This window comes from Streptomyces wuyuanensis (assembly GCF_900103455.1).
Classification (GTDB): Bacteria; Actinomycetota; Actinomycetes; order Streptomycetales; family Streptomycetaceae; genus Streptomyces; species Streptomyces wuyuanensis.
The window spans coordinates 131,282-148,538 of sequence record NZ_FNHI01000011.1 but is presented as its reverse complement, the minus strand read 5'-3'; the positions used below and the strand labels follow the sequence as shown (position 1 = coordinate 148,538).

Below are 17,257 nucleotides of genomic sequence, written 5' to 3'. Positions count from 1 at the left end.
GACGTCCGGGTCGAAGGTGTGGTCGATTCGCCGGTTCGAGCGATCGTCGCGGGTTGTGACCTTGTTCGATCACGTTCCGTGCTGTGGAAGCCGCCGGAAAATCGCTCGACCGCTTTCGTAGGCTGGGAGCCATGACCACAACGGGGGCACACCGGGACTCTGCGGACGACACGTCGCCGCGGAGCCTGCTGTGGTGGGGGCGGCGGCGGAGTGCGGTGCTGGACGTGGGGCTCGGCCTCGTGTCCGCGGCGGAGTGTGCGCTGGAGGGGGTGCGGTTCTCGGAGACGGCCGCGCTGCCCGTGCCGGTGGGGGTGGTCTTCGGGCTGCTCGCCGGGTCGGTGCTGGTGCTGCGCCGGCGCTGGCCGGTCGCCGTGGTGCTGGTGTCGATCGCGATCACGCCGGCCGAGATGGGCTTCCTGATGGGGATCGTCGGGTTGTACACGCTCGCCGCCTCGGAGGCGCCGCGGCGGGTGATCGCGGCGCTGGCGGGGATGTCGTTGCTGGGGACGCTGATCGTGACGTTCGTCAGGACGCGGCAGGACGTGGCGACGGCCGATTTCGATCCGGGGCTCTGGTACGTGCCGTTGGTGTCGACCGTGATGTCGATGGGGCTGACGGCTCCGCCGTTGCTGCTGGGGCTGTACGTGGGGGCGCGGCGGCGGTTGATGGAGAGCCTGCGGGAGCGTGCGGTCAGTCTGGAGCAGGAGCTGTCGCTGCTGGCGGATCGTGCGGAGCAGCAGGCGCAGTGGGCGCGTACGGAGGAGCGGACGCGGATCGCGCGGGAGATGCACGACGTGGTGGCGCACCGGGTGAGTCTGATGGTGGTGCATGCGGCGGCGTTGCAGGCGGTGGCGTTGAAGGATCCGCAGAAGGCGGTGAGGAACGCGGCGCTGGTGGGGGACATGGGCCGGCAGGCGTTGACGGAGTTGCGGGAGATGCTGGGGGTGCTGCGGTCGGGCGAGGAGGTCGTGGCGCGGGCGGCCGTGGAGCCGGTGCCGTTGGCGGCGGTGGGGGCGGCGGCCGCTGCGGCTGCGGAGGCTGCCGAGGCGGAGGTGGCGGGGGAGGGTCCGTCGCTGGCGGATCTCGGGTCGCTGGTGGAGCAGTCGCGGCTGGCGGGGATGGTGGTGGAGTTCTCGGTGCAGGGCGAGTCGCGTCCGTACCGGCCGGAGGTGGAGCAGACGGCGTTCCGGGTCGTGCAGGAGGCGCTGACGAACGTGCACAAGCACGCGGCGGGTGCGAGGGCGTGGGTGCGTGTCGCTCATCGTGATGCGGAGATCGCGATGCAGGTGGAGAACGGTCCGTCGGAGCGGGGCGCGGCGGACGCGGGTCTGCCGAGTGGCGGGAACGGTCTGGTGGGCATGCGGGAGCGGGTGTCGGCGCTGGGTGGGGTGTTCGTGTCGGGACCGACGGACGGGGGCGGTTTCCGGGTGTCGGCGGTGCTGCCGATGGGGTCGCCGGCGGAGTCGCCGGCGGTGTGACCGGCCGCGGGGGACGCCTTCGGCCGGGCGCCCTGCGGAGGGTCCCGTGTGGTGCCGGTGCCGGTGCCGGTGCCGGTGCCGGGGTCAGGACGTGGTGAGCCGGGCGGGCTGGTTGCCGTTGACGAGGGTGATGAGGGCCTGGTCGAGGTCGGGTCCGAGGTACCAGTCGCCGGTGTGGTCGACGCTGTAGACGCGGCCTTCGGTGTCGATGGCGAGGACGGCCTGTGCCTCGCCTTCTTCTCCGAGGGGGGCGATCTCGGTGTCGAGGGCGCGGCCGAGGTCGCTGAGCGTGCGGGCGAGGTGGAGTCCCGCGAGGGGGTCGAGGCGGAGGGCCGTGGGTGCGGTCTGGCGGCCGGGGCCGGGCGGGGTGATGTGGAGGGCGCCGAATTCGGCCCAGGCTTCGACGGCGGCGGGGAAGACGGCGTGGCGGTGGCCGCCGGGGGAGACGTGGGCGCGGAGGGTGTCGGCCCAGCGTTCGGCGAGCCTCATGTCCCAGCGGCCCGGTTGCCATCCCGCGTCGCGGAGTGCTGCGTCGACCGCGACGGGGAAGCGGGTGGTGCTGAGGGGGTGGTCGGGCATGTGTGTGCGTTCAGCCGTTCTGGTTCTGGGTGGGGTCGACGGTGCGTACGCCGAAGTGGGCGAGCATCGCCGTGCAGGAGCGGCAGGGGGCGGCGTAGCTGCCGTGGAGGGGGTCGCCGTCCTCGCGGATGCGCCGGGTGGTGAGTTTTGCGTGCTTGAGGGAGCGGCGGGCCTCGCCGGGTGTGAGGGGTTTGCGCTGGGCGCGCTTGGAGCGTGCCGCGTCGGTGGCGCCGATGTGCCGGGACAGCAGGATGGCTTCGGGGCATCGGCCGGTGAAGCGTTCGCGCTGGCCGCTGGTGAGGGTGTCGAGGAAGTCCTGGACGAGCGGGTGGAGGGTGGGGGCCTGGTCGCCCTTGGCCGCGGTGCAGGTGACGGTTGCGCCGCGCACGGAGAGTGCGGCGGCGACGGTGGGCAGGATTCCGTCGCGGCGGAAGCGGAGTACGGGCGGGCGTGCTGCGGCCTCCGCCCCGCTCCAGCTGAGCCTGGGGTCGCCTGCTGTGGCTGTCGGCGACGGTTGCGCTGCCGTGTGCATGGTGCTGTTGTCCCTCCCTGCAATCCCCCGAGTTGCTGGGACAGCCTGCCAAATGGGGCGGGTGGTGCGGAAGCGGGGTGACTGAAACGTGTAGCTGTGTCGTGCTGTGTTGGGCTGAGGGTCACGCGGGGGTGACGGTTCGTTACGGGAGCGGAGGGGCGGTGTCCGCTGTCGCCCCACCGCATAGGCTGTGGTGAACCAGCCGGACGCAGCAGGGGGCATACCGCCATGACGACAGGTCGGATCGGGCTGGGGGCACCTCCCGGCCCCCAGGGCCGGGGGAACGCAGCGCCGCCGAACGCGGCCTACTCCGGGCAGGTCGTTCATTTCCCGGATCCGGTGAGGGCTGCTCGGCATCCTATGGGTGTTCGGGTGGACGAGCACGGTTTTCCGGATTTCTCGCCGTATGCGCGGGCTGCGGCGGAGATCGCCGAGCCTCCGGAGGGCTTCGGCGTCGACGAACTGCGGTTGACGGACTACGTGTCGGCGAACGCCGCGCTGGCCGCGGCCGGTCATGAGCTGTGGGACACGATTCCGCCGGTGGCGACGCCGCACGGCTGGACGTGGCACCACGTGGCGGGGAGCCGTCGGCTGGAGCTGGTGCCGGTCGAGGTGAAGGCGCTGCTGAGGCATCACGGCGGGGTGGCGACGGCGGCGGTGGACCACGGCAAGCGCGGGACGCGTCCGCTGCAGGAGACCCGGCCGGCGCACTTCGGTCTGCCGAAGGGCGCGGTGTCGGTGTCGGAGCAGCAACTTCTGGGTGTGGAGGAGGATTTGGGGTATCGCCTGCCGGGCGCGTACCGCTCCTTCCTGAAGGCGGCCGGGGGGTGCGCTCCGGTGGGTGCCGCGCTCGACCCGGAGTTGGGGCTGCTGGTGGACCAGCCGTTCTTCACGGTGCGTGAGGAGGCGGCGGTCAATGATCTGGTGTACGTGAACAAGTGTCTTCGGGACCATCTGACGAAGGACTATCTGGCCGTCGGTTTCGTCCAGGGCGGGCTGCTGGCGGTCAAGGTCCGTGGTGCGGACGTGGGTTCGGTGTGGTTCTGCGCGTACGACGATGCCCGGGACCGGGACGGCCTGACGGTGACGGAGCGGGTGGAGCGCCTGCTGCTGCCGTGCGGTGAGGACTTCGACGCGTTCCTGACCGGGCTGGCGGGGAATCCGCCGGAGCTGGAGACCGTGGCGAACCTGATGGTGGACGGCGGCTTCGCGCGTGCCGTTCCGGTGGGGGAGTGAGCTTCTCGATGGTGACGTTCGCACAGGCGCAGGAGCGCGCCGAGGAGTGGATCAACGGCGATGTGCCCTCCTACCAGCACCGTGACGTGCGGGTGCGGGAGTTCGAGCTGGGCTTCGTGGTCTGGGCGGAGGACCGTCCGGAGGGGCCGACGTCGGACGGTGGCCGGCAGCGGATGGTGATCGCCCGGGACAGCGGGGAGGCCACGCTGTGGCCGGGCCTTCCGGTGGGCGAGGTGATCCGCCGCTACGAGGAGGAGTACGGCGTTTCCGGAGCGGGTGCGGCTCCGGCCGCGGCGCCGCCGGAGCGGGTCGATCTGAATCAGACGTCGTTCCTGCTGAGTCCGCCGGAGTGGTTGCAGGACGCGGCGGACAGGCTGGGCATTCCGGATCAGCGGGCTTCGCGCGGTGACGCGGGCGCCTCCGCGGACGCCGGGCAGGATGCGGGTTCGCAGCCGGCGCAGGGTGCGGGCGCTTCCCAGGGCGGGACCGGTGGCGGCGCCGTGACGAACGGCCGTGGTTCGCACGTGGGCGGCAGCGCGTGGCCGGGTTCGGCGGCGGCTTCCGCTGCGGGTTCGCCGCAGACGCCTGCCGCCGGGGTGGCCGGTGCTTCCGCGGCGGCCGCGCCCGCGCCCGCCGCGGTGCCGCCGGGCGGTACCAGCGGTGGCGGTTCGCACGTGGGCGGCAGCGCGTGGCCGGGTTCGGCGGCGGCTTCCGCTGCGGGTTCGCCGCAGACGCCTGCCGCCGGGGTGGCCGGTGCTTCCGCGGCGGCCGCGCCCGGCGCCGGTGGCGGGGATCACGAGCCGACCGCTTCCGACGGGGTGCCGGCCGCGCCCGCGGGTGCGACGCCGTGGGCCGGGACGGACACGAACGCCGGTTCGGAGGACGGGTCCGTCCCGCTGCCGGCGACGGTGTTCGCGCCGCCGCTTGCCGGTGCGGACGACGAGGACACCCCGCCGCCTTCGGTGGGCGCGGACGCGCCGACGGCACTCATGTCGGGCGGGAGCCAGTTGCCGCGTACGGCGGTGTCGCCCGCCCTCGACCCGATCGGCCCGCAGGAGCCCGGCCCCGGTGCGGCCGCCACGCCTCCTCCCGGCACTTCGGTACCGCATTCGGCGGGTGACATCGCCGACGCCGCGACCAGCAAGGCCACGGCTCCGCCGCGCGGTGCGCGCGGCACGGGCCCGACGACCCCTCCGCCGCCGGGTGTGCCCGGTGTTCCGGGCGGGCGGGCCGGTGCGACGCCGCCTCCGTCGGGGCCGGGTGCGCCGGGTGCTCCGGCGGGCGGGTACGTACCCACGCAGATGGTCTCCCAGCTCGGTCCGGACGGACCGCAGCCGCCGAACGCCCCGCAGCCTCCTGGTGCGCCCGGTGCGCCCGGTGCGCCGGGTACTCCGCCGGGCGGGGTGCACCATGCGGCGACGATGCTGGCGAATCCGAGTCCGAATGCGGGTCCGTCGGGTCCCGGGGTGCCGCAGCCTCCTGGTGCGCCCGGTGCGCCCGGTGCGCCCGGTGCGCCCGGTGCGCCCGGTGCGCCGGGTACTCCGCCGGGCGGGGTGCACCATGCGGCGACGATGCTGGCGAATCCGAGTCCGAGTGCGGGTCCGTCGGGTCCCGGGGTGCCGCAGCCTCCTGGTGCGCCCGGTGCGCCCGGTGCGCCCGGTGCGCCTGGTACTCCGCCGGGCGGGGTGCACCACGCGGCCACGATGCTCGCCAACCCGAGCCCGGTCGGCCCCGGAGCTCCGCAGCCCCCGCAGCCGCCCGGGCCTCCGGGGCCGCTGCCGCACGCGCCGCAGCCCGGTCCGCAGCCCGCGTACGGCTATCCGCAGCAGCCGCCGGCCGGAGTGCCGACCGTCGGCCCGGGCTACCAGGCCGTGCTGCGCTACCGCGCGCCCGACGGCTCCGAGCAGCAGCTCATCCGCCGATCGGCGCCGGGCACCCCGCACCCCGAGTGGCAGATCTTCCACGAGCTGCGCGCGATGAACGTCCCCAGCGACCAGGTGCTCGAACTCCACACCGAGCTGGAGTCCTGCGAGCTGCCCGGTGGCTACTGCGCCCGGATGATCCGGGAGACGTGGCCGCAGGCCCGGATCACGAGCATCGCCCCGTACGGGAAGGACCACGCCAGCAGGCAGGGCGGCATGCAGCAGCTGCTGACCCACCAGGGCGAGCTGCACCAGGTCGCGGACGGCCCTGCGCGCTCCGCTCCGGTGCGGGCCCCGCTGCCGCAGGTGCAGCCGGCTCCGCCCGTTCCCCCGGAGGGCGTCGCGCAGGAGCTGGTGGGGTCGTTCGGGCCGCAGGGCATCTGCAGGTTCGACCAGCGGGCGGTGTCCCGTCAGGGCGTGCCGGAGATCGTCGCGCGGACGCTGGTGTGGGCGGGCCTTCCGGCGGACTTCGGGCCGTTCTTCTGGGCCCAGCCGGCCCAGCCGGTGGTGCCGACACTGGCGGAGCTGGCCGCGCAGCGGCAGGTGCAGCCGGCGTCGGACGCGGGCTCCTACCTGGTCGTGGGCAGTGACTTCGGCCGGGCGATCTGTGTCCAGTACGGAACCGCGCACATCGTGGCGGTGCCTGTGGAGGGCGGTCCGGGCGGGCAGCCGATGGCGCCTCAGTTCGTCAACAGCGGTCTGCCGGAGTTCACTCGCTCACTGGCGCTGCTCGGCCGGATGTGGCGGCTGCGGTTCGGGCTCAACCCGGAGCAGGCGGGGCGCTGGACGGTCGACTTCCAGGCGCAGCTCGCCGCGCTGGACCCGGCGGCGCTGTCGTCGCCGGAGAGCTGGTGGTCGGTCCTGCTGGAGCAGATGTGGGACGGACTCATCTGATCCACTGACTGCCGCCGACCGCCTTCGGCAGCCGTCGCGTCGACGGCGCGGGCACGTTCCGTGCGCCGGAGCGTGCGCCGTCCGGGCGTCCGATCTGTCGTTCAGGTCGGGCGCCCGCTGCTGTGTGGCGGAGTGTCGCGTTATGGGTGCTTCACCACGATCCAGCACGATGTCCCTGCGTCGACCGCTCCGAGAGGAGTCCAGGGATGAATGCGGGATCGACTCGTGGTGGGTTCGTCACCGTACGCGGCCGCGGCTACCGGCTGGATCAGGTCGACCGGTACGTCGCCGCGCTCGCCCGGGAGCGGGACGAGGCGTGGCAGCGGGCGGCGCGGCTGACCAGGGTGGTGGAGGAGGTCGCGGCCGAGGCCGCGTCGCTGCGGGAGTTCGCCGAGGCGCTGGGCCCGCCGACGTACGAACCGCTCGGTCCGCGGGCCCAGGAGGTCCTCGACCTGGCGGAGAAGGAGGCGGCCGCGGTGCTGTCCACCGCGCGGGACGAGGCTCGGGCCGCGTGCGAGGCGGCCGAGGCCGAGGCGCGCCGGGTGCGTGAACTGGCGGCGGTGCAGGCGGGGCAGATCTGCGAGGAGGCGGACTCCCGGGCTCGGCGGATGGTGCTGTCGGCGCGGGCCACGGCGGAGGAACTGCGCGACGCCGCCCGGGTGGAGGCCGCGGCGGAGCGCGGCGAGGCGATGGCCGTCCTGGAGGCGTCCAGGTGCCGGGCTGCGGGGATGCTCAAGGAGCTCGACCGGATGCGGGTGTCCCGCCGTTACGAGGCGGAGCGGGAACTGTCGGCGCGGGACGCGGAGTCGGCGCAGCGGTACGGGGAACTCACCGCGCGGGCGCAGGCCCGGCTGTCGGAGGCGCTGTGCGCGTTCGCGGACGCCGAGGAGTCTGCCCGCCGCGGCCAGGAGGAGGCGCAGGCGACGGCGGCCCGTCTGGTGGAGGAGGCCGGCGTGCGGGCGGCGGGCATCTCCCGGGAGACGGACCGGGTGCTGCGTGAGCACGTGCAGCGCGCCGAGGAGATCCACGCGCATCTGGACCACATCCGCGAGGGGCTGGCGAGCCTCACGGAACGACCGCCCTCGCGGGACTGACCGCCCGCCGGACCGTCCGCGCTTCTCCTCCGGACCGCCCGCGCCTCCCCGCCCAACCGCCGGACCGTCCGCCCCTCCCCTCGGGAGCGGCGGACGGTCCGGGTCCGGTCGGGCGGGTTTCAGCCGTTGTCGCGGCCCGTCCCCGCCCCGGCGAGGATCGCCGGCTCGATCTCGGCGTACCGCTCGCGCTGGGCGGACGCCTCGCGCGGGGAGCGGATGCTGCCGTACCAGCCGGCCAGGAAGCCGGCGGGTACCGACACCAGACCGGTCGTGGTGTACGGGAACCAGTTGAAGTCGTGGTCGGGGAACACGGACTGCGGCGAGCCGGAGACCAGATTGCTGCCGGTCATCAGCAGGATCGCGGTCCCGGCGCCGACGATCAGGGTCCACAGCAGCCCCTGGCGGGTGTAGCGGCGCCAGAACATGCTGAAGACGAGCGCGGGGGCGACCGCTGACGCGCCGATGCAGAACGACAGCGTCACCAGGGCCTGGAGGTTCCAGTCCTGGACGAAGGCGGCGAGCGCGATGGCGAGGAGGCCCACGCCGCCCGCGGCGCCGCGGGCGATGGCCATCTCGGCGGTGTGCGAGACGTTGGCTCGGCGCATCCCGTGGGCGATGAGGTCGTGCGCCAGGGTGTTGGCGCAGGCGAGGGTGATCCCGGCGACCGAGGCCAGCAGGGTCAGGAAGATCGCCGTCGCCACGGTGGTGAACACGAGGGACTCGAACATGTTCGCGTCCGCGCCGAGCACGGCCTGACTGACCAGCAGGAACGCGGTCTTGCCCTGCGGGTCGGCGAGGACGAGGTTCTTGTGGCCGACGATCGCGGCCGCACCGAAGCCGATCACGACGAGGAGCAGACAGGTCACGACCACGGTGGACACGGCCCAGGACATCGAGCGCCGCACGGCGGTGGCGCTGCGCGCGGTGAACATGCGCATCGTGATGTGCGGGAGTACCGCCGCGCCGAGCACGACCGTGAGCTGGGCGCTGATCATGTCGATCTCGTCGCCGCCGAACTGGAGCCCGGACGTGAGGTAGAGGTCGCCGGCCCCGCTGCCCATCTTGGCGGCGTCGAGCAGCCCGGGGAGGCTGAAGTCGAAGCGGTCCAGGACGAGTACGGCGATGATCGTGGCGGAGCCGAGCAGCACGACGGTCTTGACGATCTGGATGAAGGCGGTGCCCTTCATTCCGCCGATGGCCGCGTACGAGATCATCAGCACGCCGAGGAAGACGATCGCGCCGGTCTTGAACCCCTCGGCGTCGAAGCCGAGGACGAAGGCGAGCAGATCGCCGGCGCCGGCGAGCTGGAAGACCACCAGGGGCAGCAGCGCGGCGAGCGTGACCGCGCAGGCGGCGATGCGCACGGCGGGGCCGGGCGTGCGGCGTGTGAGGATGTCGCCCATTGTGAACCGGCCCGCGTTCCGCAGGGGCTCGGCGAGCAGGAACATCATCAGCACCAGGGAGAGCACGGTGCTCAGGGCGAGCGTGAGGCCGTCGTAGCCGACGAGGGCGATGACGCCGATGGTGGCGAGCACGGTCGACGCGGAGATGTAGTCGCCCGCGATGGCGAGGCCGCTCTGCATGGGGGACAGCGAGCGGTAGCCGGTGTAGAACTCGCCCAGGTCGTCGCGGTCGGGTCCGGTCATCACGCACAGCAGCAGCGTCACGGTGATGACGGCGATGAACGCGACGAAGGACATCGTCTGGGCGTCGGAGTTGAAGCCGGTCATATGCGCATGCCTCCCGTGGGTCGGTCCCAGGCGGAGCCGCCGGGACGGTTCCGGCCGGCCTGCCGGTCCGCGGACGTCGGGGCGTGCCCTTCGTCGTGGGCGGTCCTGATGGCCGCGGCGAGCGGGTCGACCCGCCGGCGGGCGATGTGCTCGTAGACCGCGATGGCGACCAGGGTCACGGGCAGCGTGAGGAGGCCGAGCAGCACCCCGGTGGTGAGGCCGCCGCTGATGCCGCCCGTCATCAGGCCGGGCGCGTAGCCGGACAGGATGAGGAAGAGGACGAAGTAGCCGAGCGCGGTGAGGGTCGCGACGCGGCGGAGCCGGCGGTAGCCGGAGCGCAGCCGGGGGAGCTCGTGGGCCGGGGTGCGGCCGGGTTCGGTGTACGGATCCGGGTCCGGGTACGGAGCGGGGGGCGCTTCGCCGAACGGGTCGCCGAACGGGTCGACGTATCCCCGGTCGGGCGGCGGTTGCGGCGCGTGCCAGGGCTGCCGCGACGGGCCGGGTGGATCGGGGAAGTAGGGGTCGTACGACATCGTGCTGCTCCTTGCGGCGACCCGAGGAAGGCCGGGCTCCCCCGTGAGCGCGGGCGCGCGGGGGCGAGGGTGTCAGGGGCGTGGAGCGCGAACGTTACTTGCCGGTACCGGGTTGGCGTAAGGGGGTTACCGACCAGGAGGTATGTAGGTTTGGCAACGGTCGTGTCACGCCCCGCACACGGCACATCCCCAGGTCAGCCGTCCGGCTGCGGTTCCTTGATCACCGGGAATCTCCGGGGTGCGAGGCAGAGCAGGACCAGCACCGCAAGCCCCGCCGCGGCCGCGGAGCCCACGAAGACGTGGTCGACGGCCGCCGCCACGGCGCGGCGGAGGCCGTCGTCCGGCGACCCGTTCGCCAGGGCGTGGGAGACGGAGTCCAGATCGCCCGAGCCGCCCAGCCGCGCGGCGAGGACCGTGTTGGCGAGGGCGCCGAAGAGCGCCGCGCCGACGCTCTGTCCGACCTGACGGCAGAACAGCACGGACGCGGTCGTCGTGCCGCGCTCGGCCCACGGCACGGTCGACTGCACACCGACGAGCAGCGGCAGCTGGAAGAAGCCGAGGGCCGCCCCCAGCAGCAGCATGATCAGTGCCGGCTGCCACGGCTCGCCCGGGTACGGCAGCAGCGGGAAGGCCAGCAGGACCGCCAGCGCGGCGCCGATGCCGGTGAGGGCCGTGTTGCGGAAGCCGATGCGGTTGTAGAGGCGGTTCGAGTACGCCGCGCTGACCGGCCAGCTCAGGGTCATCACGGACAGCACGAACCCGGCGGCGATCGGGCCGAGTCCGAGGACCGACTGGGCGTAGGTGGGCAGGAAGACCGTGGGGGCGATCATCAGCAGACCGAGTGCGCCGAGGGCGAGGTTCACCGAGGCGATCGTGCGGCGTCGCCACACCCAGCCCGGGATGACCGGTTCCGCCGCCCGGCGTTCGATGAGCACGGTCATGGCCGCGGCGGCCGCGCTGCCCGCGAAGAGGCCGAGTGAGGGCGCGGACAGCCAGGGCCAGGCCACTCCGCCCTGGACGAGCGCGGTGAGCAGCAGCGTCCCGGTGAGGAAGATCGCGAGAGCGCCCGGCCAGTCGACCTTCGGGCGCGGCCCCCGCTCCCGTGGCGGCTCGACGAGATGACGGGCGATCAGCCAGAGTGCGACGGCGCCGACCGGCAGGTTGATCAGGAAGATCCAGCGCCAGTCGGCGTACGCGGCGAGCAGTCCGCCCACCGCCGGGCCCGCGACCGCCGAGACCGCCCACACCGTGGACAGCTTCGAGACGATCCTGGGCCGCTCCTTCAGTGGGTACATATCGGCGGCGATCGTCTGGATCGTGCCCTGGAGCGCCCCGCCGCCCAGTCCCTGGACGACGCGGAACGCGATGAGCGAGGCCATGTTCCACGCGGCGGCGCACAGCAGCGAACCGGCCAGGAACAGCACGATGCCCACGATCAGCACGGGCTTGCGGCCGAAGGTGTCGGAGAGCTTTCCGTAGACGGGGAGCGTGACGGTGACGGCGAGCAGATAGCCGGAGAAGAGCCAGGAGAAGACGGAGAACCCGCCCAGATCGCCGACGATCTGGGGGACGGCGGTCGACACGACCGTGCCGTCGAGGGCGGCGAGGGCCATGCCGAGCATCAGTGCGGCGACCACCGGCCCGCGGCGGCGAGTCGTCCCGGCCGGCGCCGTGTCCGTGCGGTCGGTGCCCCCGTTGCCGGTGCTCCGTACAAGTGGTGGACCGTCCGTGCGCGCTCGTGCCGGGGCGCTCGCAAGGCCGTCGCCGCCGCCCGAACGGTGCCTGCCGGGCCCGCTGCCGGGCCCGGTATTCGCGCCCGCGTCGGGGCCGGGGCCATCCGCGTCCGTCCGGTCCGTGCCGGTCGCGTCCCCGCCCCCGTCCATCGAGATCCCTTCCCTATGCACGTATCTCTGCGGGGCCAGCCTCTCACCTCACGCTCCCCCGGGGGGAGAGGTGCGCGTTCAGGGGCGGGTGTCCGTTCGAGGTCGCAGACCCCTAGGGGGACCTCCTTACTTCCGGCCGGGGACCGTTCGTCCCCCTGGAGGACGAGCAGGCCACGGGGCCCTCCTTACCGTGGACTTGCGTCGGCGGCACGGTCCCGGGCCGCCGGAGGGTGGGGAAAACCCCCGCCGGGAACTGCGCTGCGCACCAGCGCGCCGGGACCGTTCCACCCCGCACACTCGTACCGCACGCGGCGCGCTCAACTCTTGCCATTGACCGACATAGGAGACTTACCGTGACAACGGCTGTGACCATTCCCAGGCACGGGGGTACTGGAGGGCGTACGGCCGTCGCGGCTCGAGCGCGACAGGTCGTGAAGGCGTACGGATCCGGCGAGACGCGGGTCGTCGCGCTCGACCACGTCGACGTGGACATCATGCGGGGTCAGTTCACCGCGATCATGGGCCCCTCGGGCTCCGGCAAGTCCACGCTGATGCACTGCCTGGCCGGACTCGACACCGTCACCTCGGGTGAGATCCACCTCGACGACACCGAGATCACCCGGCTCAAGGACAAGAAGCTCACCCGGCTCCGCCGTGACCGGATCGGCTTCATCTTCCAGGCGTTCAACCTGCTGCCCACACTCAGCGCCCTGGAGAACATCACGCTCCCCATGGACATCGCGGGCCGCAAGCCGGACGCCGCGTGGCTCAACCGGATCGTGGAGACCGTCGGCCTCGCGGACCGGCTGGGGCACCGGCCCACCCAGCTGTCGGGCGGCCAGCAGCAGCGCGTCGCGGTGGCCCGCGCCCTGGCCGCCCGGCCGGACATCATCTTCGGCGACGAGCCGACCGGGAACCTGGACTCCCGCGCCGGGGCCGAGATCCTGGGTTTCCTCCGCCGGTCCGTCGACGAGCTCGGCCAGACCATCGTCATGGTCACCCACGACCCCGTCGCCGCCTCCTACGCCGACCGTGTGCTCTACCTGGCCGACGGCCGGATCGTCGACGAGATGCTCGACCCCACCGCCGAGCAGGTCCTCGACCGCATGAAGGACTTCGACGCCCGGGGACGGACGTCGTGACCGTACTCAAGACCTCCCTGCGCAACTTCCTGGCGCACAAGGGGCGCATGGCTCTCTCCGCCGTCGCCGTCCTGCTGTCCGTCGCTTTCGTTTCCGGCACGCTCGTGTTCACCGACACGATGAACACCACCTTCGACAAGCTGTTCGCGGCGACCGCGGCCGACGTCACCGTCAGCCCCGAGAGCGCCGAGGCCGAGGACGAGACGCCGCAGAGCGGCCGGCCCGAGACCCTGCCCGCCTCCCTCCTGACGAAGGTCGAGAAGGCGCGGGGGGTGAAGTCCGCCGAGGGCGGCGTCGTCTCGATGAGCGTGACAGTCGTCGACGCCGACAACAAGAACATGGGCTCCAGCAACGGCGCTCCGACGATCGCCGGCAACTGGACCCGGGGCGAGCTGCGCACCATGGAGATCACCTCCGGGCACGCCCCGCGCGGCCCCACCGACGTGATGGTCGACGCGGACACCGCCGAGAAGCACAAGCTCCGGATCGGCGACGAGCTGCGCACCATCGCGGTCACCGGGGACTTCACGGCGAGGATCTCCGGCATCGCCTCCTTCAAGGTCACCAACCCGGGCGCGGCCGTCGTCTACTTCGACACCGCCACCGCGCAGCGCGAACTCCTCGGCAGGACCGGCGAGTTCACCCACATCGCCGTGACCGCCGCCGCCGGCGTCAGCCATGAGCAGCTGAAGACGAACGTGGCCGCGGTCGCCGCGGGCCCGTACAAGTTCCAGACCCAGGCGGAAGCGGCGGACGCGGGCCGCGAGGACGTGGGCGGCTTCCTCGACGTCATGAAGTACGCGATGCTCGGCTTCGCCGGCATCGCCGTCCTGGTCGGCATCTTCCTCATCGTCAACACCTTCTCCATGCTGGTCGCCCAGCGCACCCGCGAGATCGGTCTGATGCGGGCGATCGGGTCGAGCCGCCGCCAGGTCAACCGCTCGGTCCTCATCGAGGCCCTGTTCCTCGGCCTGGTCGGTTCCGTCGCGGGCGTCGGCGCCGGTGTGGGACTCGCCGTCGGCCTGATGGAGCTCATGTCCTCGATGGGCATGAACCTCTCCACCTCGGATCTGACCGTGAAGTGGACGACGCCCGTCATCGGTCTCGTGCTCGGCGTCGTCGTGACCGTCCTCGCCGCCTACATCCCGGCCAGGCGGGCCGGGAAGGTCTCGCCGATGGCAGCGCTGCGCGACGCCGGCACCCCCGCGGACGGCAGGGCCGGACTCGTCCGCGGCGTCATCGGCCTGGTGCTCACCGGCGCAGGTGGCGCGGCTCTGTGGACGGCGACGCGGGCCGACGAGGCGACCGAGGGCTCGATGTGGCTCGGCCTCGGCGTCGTCCTCAGCCTCATCGGCTTCATCGTCGTCGGCCCGCTGCTCGCGGGCGGCGTGGTGCGGGTCCTCAGTGCGGTCGTCCTGCGGGTGTTCGGGCCGGTGGGGAAGCTGGCCGAGCTCAACGCCCTGCGCAATCCGCGCCGCACCGGCGCGACCGGCGCCGCGCTGATGATCGGCCTCGCCCTCGTCGCCTGCCTGTCCGTCGTCGGCTCGTCGATGGTCGCCTCGGCGACCGAGGAGCTGGACAAGTCCGTCGGCGCCGACTTCATCGTCCAGTCCACCAACGGCCCGATCGTGCCGCAGGCCCAGCAGGCCCTGGAGAAGGCGCCCGGCATCGCCCATGTCACCGAGTACAAGGGCGTCAAGGCGACCCTCACCGCCCCCGACGGGACGTCCACGGACGACGAGTGGCTGGTCGCGGCCGACCCGACGTACGCGCAGGACCTGCGCCGCGAGACGGTCGCCGGTGAACTGGCGGCCGCGTACGGCAAGGACGCCATGTCCGTCGGCGAGACCTACGCCGACAAGCACGGGGTGAAGGTCGGCGACACGATGACCGTGGCGTTCCGGGGCGGCGGGACGGCGAAGCTGAGGGTCGCGGCCGTCACCTCCGACGACACGAACGTCGACAAGGGCGCGATGTACATGGCCATCGGCACCGCCGAGCGGTACTTCACGCCCGAGCGGATGCCGAAGAACATGATGATGTTCGCCGAGGCCGAGGAGGGCAAGGAGAAGGAGGCCTACCAGGACCTCAAGGACGCCCTCGCCGCCTACCCGCAGTACCGGGTGCTGGACCAGACCGACTTCAAGCAGGACCTCAAGGACCAGGTCGGTCAGCTGCTGAACATCGTCTACGGCCTGCTCGCGCTCGCCATCATCGTCGCGGTCCTCGGGGTCGTGAACACCCTTGCCCTGTCGGTGGTCGAGCGGACCCGGGAGATCGGCCTGATGCGGGCCATCGGTCTCTCCCGCCGCCAGCTGCGCCGGATGATCCGTCTGGAGTCGGTCGTCATCGCGCTCTTCGGCGCCCTGCTCGGGCTCGGCCTGGGCATGGGCTGGGGCACCGCGGCACAGCAACTGCTCGCCCTGGAGGGCCTCGGCGTCCTCGACATCCCCTGGCCGACGATCCTGTACGTCTTCGTCGGATCGGCGTTCGTGGGACTGGTCGCCGCGCTGGTGCCGGCGTTCCGCGCGGGCCGGATGAACGTCCTCAACGCCATCGCCACCGAGTAGCCGCGGCGGTCCGTAGGATGAGTGTTCCGGCCCGGTGAGCGTCCTCCACGCTCACCGGGCCGGAGCCGTCGCCGTTGCCGTCCCCTGCCCGGGCAGCCCCTCCGCCCGCCCCGGCAGCCTCTTCAGCAGTACGTGCCCCGCGGCCGCCGCCACGAGCCGGTAGCGGGCCCGCGGATGCAGGCCGGCCGCGTACGCGACCGGGGCGCGGACCCAGCCGGAGCGGATGTCCAGGGCGATGTACTCCGGCGCGGGATTGCGCGGATCGCCGATCCAGTAGACCGTGCAGCGCGAGGTGAGCCGGCTCACCGGGCCGACGTTCGCCTCAACCGTCGCGCCGTCGGGCACACGGGCCAGCAGCCGTTCGGCGGCGACGGCCCCCGGCCCTTTCCGGTACGCGGCCGGGTCCGTGAGCGCGGACAGCGGCTCGGCGGTGGTGAGGGCCAGGGCCGCCGCGGCGGCGCAGGCCGGCGCGTGCCGCGCGTACCTCCGCGGCCACGGGCGGCCGGAGCCGCGGCGGACGCGGTCCACGGCGTCGGCGAACGCCAGGAACAGCACCGGCATCAGTACGGCGTTGTAGTGCCAGTCCGTGCCCCAGTAGTGGTCGTCGGACGACAGGAACCGCCAGCCGGCGGTGGGCAGCGCGACGAGGACGAGCGGTGAGCGCAGTGCGAGCAGCCCGGTCGTCGGCACCAGGAGCCAGGCCGCGGTGTTGAGTTTGGTTCCGGCCCCCGCGGTGAGCGGATCGGCGCCGCCCACCTTGCTCCAGTAGTCGTAGTCGCCGGCGGAGTTGAACCCCGGGATCACGAGCAGCAGCGTCGCCAGGGCGGCCACCACACCGAAGGCGGCGACGGCGAGCGCGTACGCCCGGTTCCGCGGCTGCCCGCGGGCCCGCCAGGCCACGACCAGCCCGATCGCGCACACGGTGACGCCCAGGTCCTCCTTCACCAGCAGCAGTGGCAGGGACCACAGCAGCGACGCCCGCAGGCGCCCGGCGAGCAGGGCCTCCAGGGAGAAGGCGATCAGCGGCACGGCGAAGGCGATCTCGTGGAAGTCGAAGTCGACGGCCCGCTGCACCCCCCACGAAAGCCCGTACGCGACCCCGACCGCGAGACCCGCGCCGTGACCCAGCAGCCGGCTCGCGCACCGCGTGACCGGCACCGCCGACAGTGCGAACAGAGCAGCCTGCGCCACCAGAAGCGTCACGGGCGTCGGGAAGACCCGGTACGCGGGCGCGAGCAGCGCCGTCACCGGGCTGAAGTGGTCGCCGAGCGCGAGCGTCCCGGGGCCCTTGAGGTCGACGACGGGTGCGGACAGCCGCGCGTACGCCCGTACCGCCTGCTCGAGGATGCCGAGGTCCCAGGACCGGCTCTCCAGCCGGTGGTACCGGGAGACCGACACGGTGGCGTACGCGGCGAAGAGCACCCCGGCGAGCAGCCACGGCGCGGCCGCCCGCCCGCGGAGCGGCGGCCGCCGGCCGGGGGAGGGGTGCGCGCGGACCGCGTGGGGCGGGCGGCCCGCGCGTCCGGGAGCGGTGCGGTGCGGGCGGTCGGCGCGTGCGCGGTGGGGGCACGCCGTGGCTCCGCCCGCGGTCCGGCCGGGCGGGGGAGCGGCGCCGGCGGCCCGCCCCCGGCGCGCGGCGGCGCCCGGCCGCGGGGCGGTCCGTT

Annotated in this window: 12 protein-coding genes; 6 read left to right on the top strand and 6 right to left on the bottom strand. The window is 73.1% G+C overall.

What is annotated here, in order from left to right:
• The first annotated feature begins 131 nt into the window (after positions 1-131).
• The gene (locus BLT82_RS17805) at positions 132-1,478 is read left to right on the top strand and encodes a sensor histidine kinase (RefSeq protein ID WP_093655927.1); all 1,347 of its coding nucleotides are present in this window, start codon (positions 132-134) and stop codon (positions 1,476-1,478) included.
• An 84-nt stretch (positions 1,479-1,562) separates the two neighbouring features.
• On the opposite strand, the gene BLT82_RS17800 is transcribed toward BLT82_RS17805, so the two are convergent.
• Both BLT82_RS17800 and BLT82_RS17795 read right to left on the bottom strand, forming a co-directional pair.
• The gene (locus BLT82_RS17800) at positions 1,563-2,057 is read right to left on the bottom strand and encodes an SUKH-3 domain-containing protein (protein ID WP_093655925.1); all 495 of its coding nucleotides are present in this window, start codon (positions 2,055-2,057) and stop codon (positions 1,563-1,565) included.
• 10 nt (positions 2,058-2,067) lie between these two features.
• Positions 2,068-2,589 (bottom strand): YwqJ-related putative deaminase, encoded by a 522-nt coding sequence (locus tag BLT82_RS17795; protein ID WP_093655923.1) that lies wholly within the window; start codon positions 2,587-2,589, stop codon positions 2,068-2,070.
• 228 nt (positions 2,590-2,817) lie between these two features.
• On the opposite strand from BLT82_RS17795, the gene BLT82_RS17790 reads away from it, so the two are divergent.
• From BLT82_RS17790 to BLT82_RS17780, 3 genes are all read left to right on the top strand, one after another.
• Entirely contained in the window at positions 2,818-3,825 is a 1,008-nt protein-coding gene (locus BLT82_RS17790; protein WP_093655921.1) for an SMI1/KNR4 family protein, read from the top strand.
• An 8-nt stretch (positions 3,826-3,833) separates the two neighbouring features.
• Complete coding sequence (locus BLT82_RS17785) at positions 3,834-6,641, top strand: SUKH-4 family immunity protein (RefSeq protein WP_093656152.1); 2,808 nt, start codon at positions 3,834-3,836, stop codon at positions 6,639-6,641.
• A 206-nt stretch (positions 6,642-6,847) separates the two neighbouring features.
• Complete coding sequence (locus BLT82_RS17780) at positions 6,848-7,735, top strand: hypothetical protein (RefSeq protein WP_093655919.1); 888 nt, start codon at positions 6,848-6,850, stop codon at positions 7,733-7,735.
• A 119-nt stretch (positions 7,736-7,854) separates the two neighbouring features.
• Here the strand turns inward: BLT82_RS17780 and BLT82_RS17775 are convergent, their stop codons facing one another.
• From BLT82_RS17775 to BLT82_RS17765, 3 genes are all read right to left on the bottom strand, one after another.
• A complete protein-coding gene (locus BLT82_RS17775) occupies positions 7,855-9,465 on the bottom strand; it encodes a sodium/solute symporter (protein ID WP_093655917.1) in 1,611 nt (536 codons plus the stop codon).
• Positions 9,462-9,998 (bottom strand): DUF485 domain-containing protein, encoded by a 537-nt coding sequence (locus BLT82_RS17770; RefSeq protein WP_093655915.1) that lies wholly within the window; start codon positions 9,996-9,998, stop codon positions 9,462-9,464. The genes BLT82_RS17775 and BLT82_RS17770 overlap by 4 nt, the downstream gene beginning before the upstream one ends.
• Before the next feature lie 194 nt (positions 9,999-10,192).
• Positions 10,193-11,611, bottom strand: a complete 1,419-nt coding sequence (locus tag BLT82_RS17765; protein ID WP_093656150.1) for an MFS transporter — start codon at positions 11,609-11,611, stop codon at positions 10,193-10,195.
• A gap of 623 nt (positions 11,612-12,234) precedes the next feature.
• Between BLT82_RS17765 and BLT82_RS17760 the strand changes: the two genes are divergently transcribed.
• Positions 12,235-13,023, top strand: a complete 789-nt coding sequence (locus BLT82_RS17760) for an ABC transporter ATP-binding protein (protein ID WP_093655913.1) — start codon at positions 12,235-12,237, stop codon at positions 13,021-13,023.
• Positions 13,020-15,593 carry an ABC transporter permease gene (locus tag BLT82_RS17755; RefSeq protein WP_093655911.1) on the top strand — a complete coding sequence of 858 codons (2,574 nt, stop codon included), beginning with the start codon at positions 13,020-13,022 and terminating at the stop codon, positions 15,591-15,593. The genes BLT82_RS17760 and BLT82_RS17755 overlap by 4 nt, the downstream gene beginning before the upstream one ends.
• Before the next feature lie 51 nt (positions 15,594-15,644).
• Here the strand turns inward: BLT82_RS17755 and BLT82_RS17750 are convergent, their stop codons facing one another.
• A complete protein-coding gene (locus BLT82_RS17750) occupies positions 15,645-17,015 on the bottom strand; it encodes a DUF2079 domain-containing protein (RefSeq protein WP_342029415.1) in 1,371 nt (456 codons plus the stop codon).
• Positions 17,016-17,257 lie beyond the last annotated feature (242 nt).

Coding starts and splice junctions, on each gene's coding strand:
- BLT82_RS17795 (WP_093655923.1), bottom strand. CDS start 2,589: ATGCACACGGCAGCGCAACCGTCGCCGACAGCCACAGCAGGCGACCCC.
- BLT82_RS17770 (WP_093655915.1), bottom strand. CDS start 9,998: ATGTCGTACGACCCCTACTTCCCCGATCCACCCGGCCCGTCGCGGCAG.
- BLT82_RS17785 (WP_093656152.1), top strand. CDS start 3,834: ATGGTGACGTTCGCACAGGCGCAGGAGCGCGCCGAGGAGTGGATCAAC.
- BLT82_RS17805 (WP_093655927.1), top strand. CDS start 132: ATGACCACAACGGGGGCACACCGGGACTCTGCGGACGACACGTCGCCG.
- BLT82_RS17775 (WP_093655917.1), bottom strand. CDS start 9,465: ATGACCGGCTTCAACTCCGACGCCCAGACGATGTCCTTCGTCGCGTTC.
- BLT82_RS17765 (WP_093656150.1), bottom strand. CDS start 11,611: ATGGCCCTCGCCGCCCTCGACGGCACGGTCGTGTCGACCGCCGTCCCC.
- BLT82_RS17780 (WP_093655919.1), top strand. CDS start 6,848: ATGAATGCGGGATCGACTCGTGGTGGGTTCGTCACCGTACGCGGCCGC.
- BLT82_RS17800 (WP_093655925.1), bottom strand. CDS start 2,057: ATGCCCGACCACCCCCTCAGCACCACCCGCTTCCCCGTCGCGGTCGAC.
- BLT82_RS17790 (WP_093655921.1), top strand. CDS start 2,818: ATGACGACAGGTCGGATCGGGCTGGGGGCACCTCCCGGCCCCCAGGGC.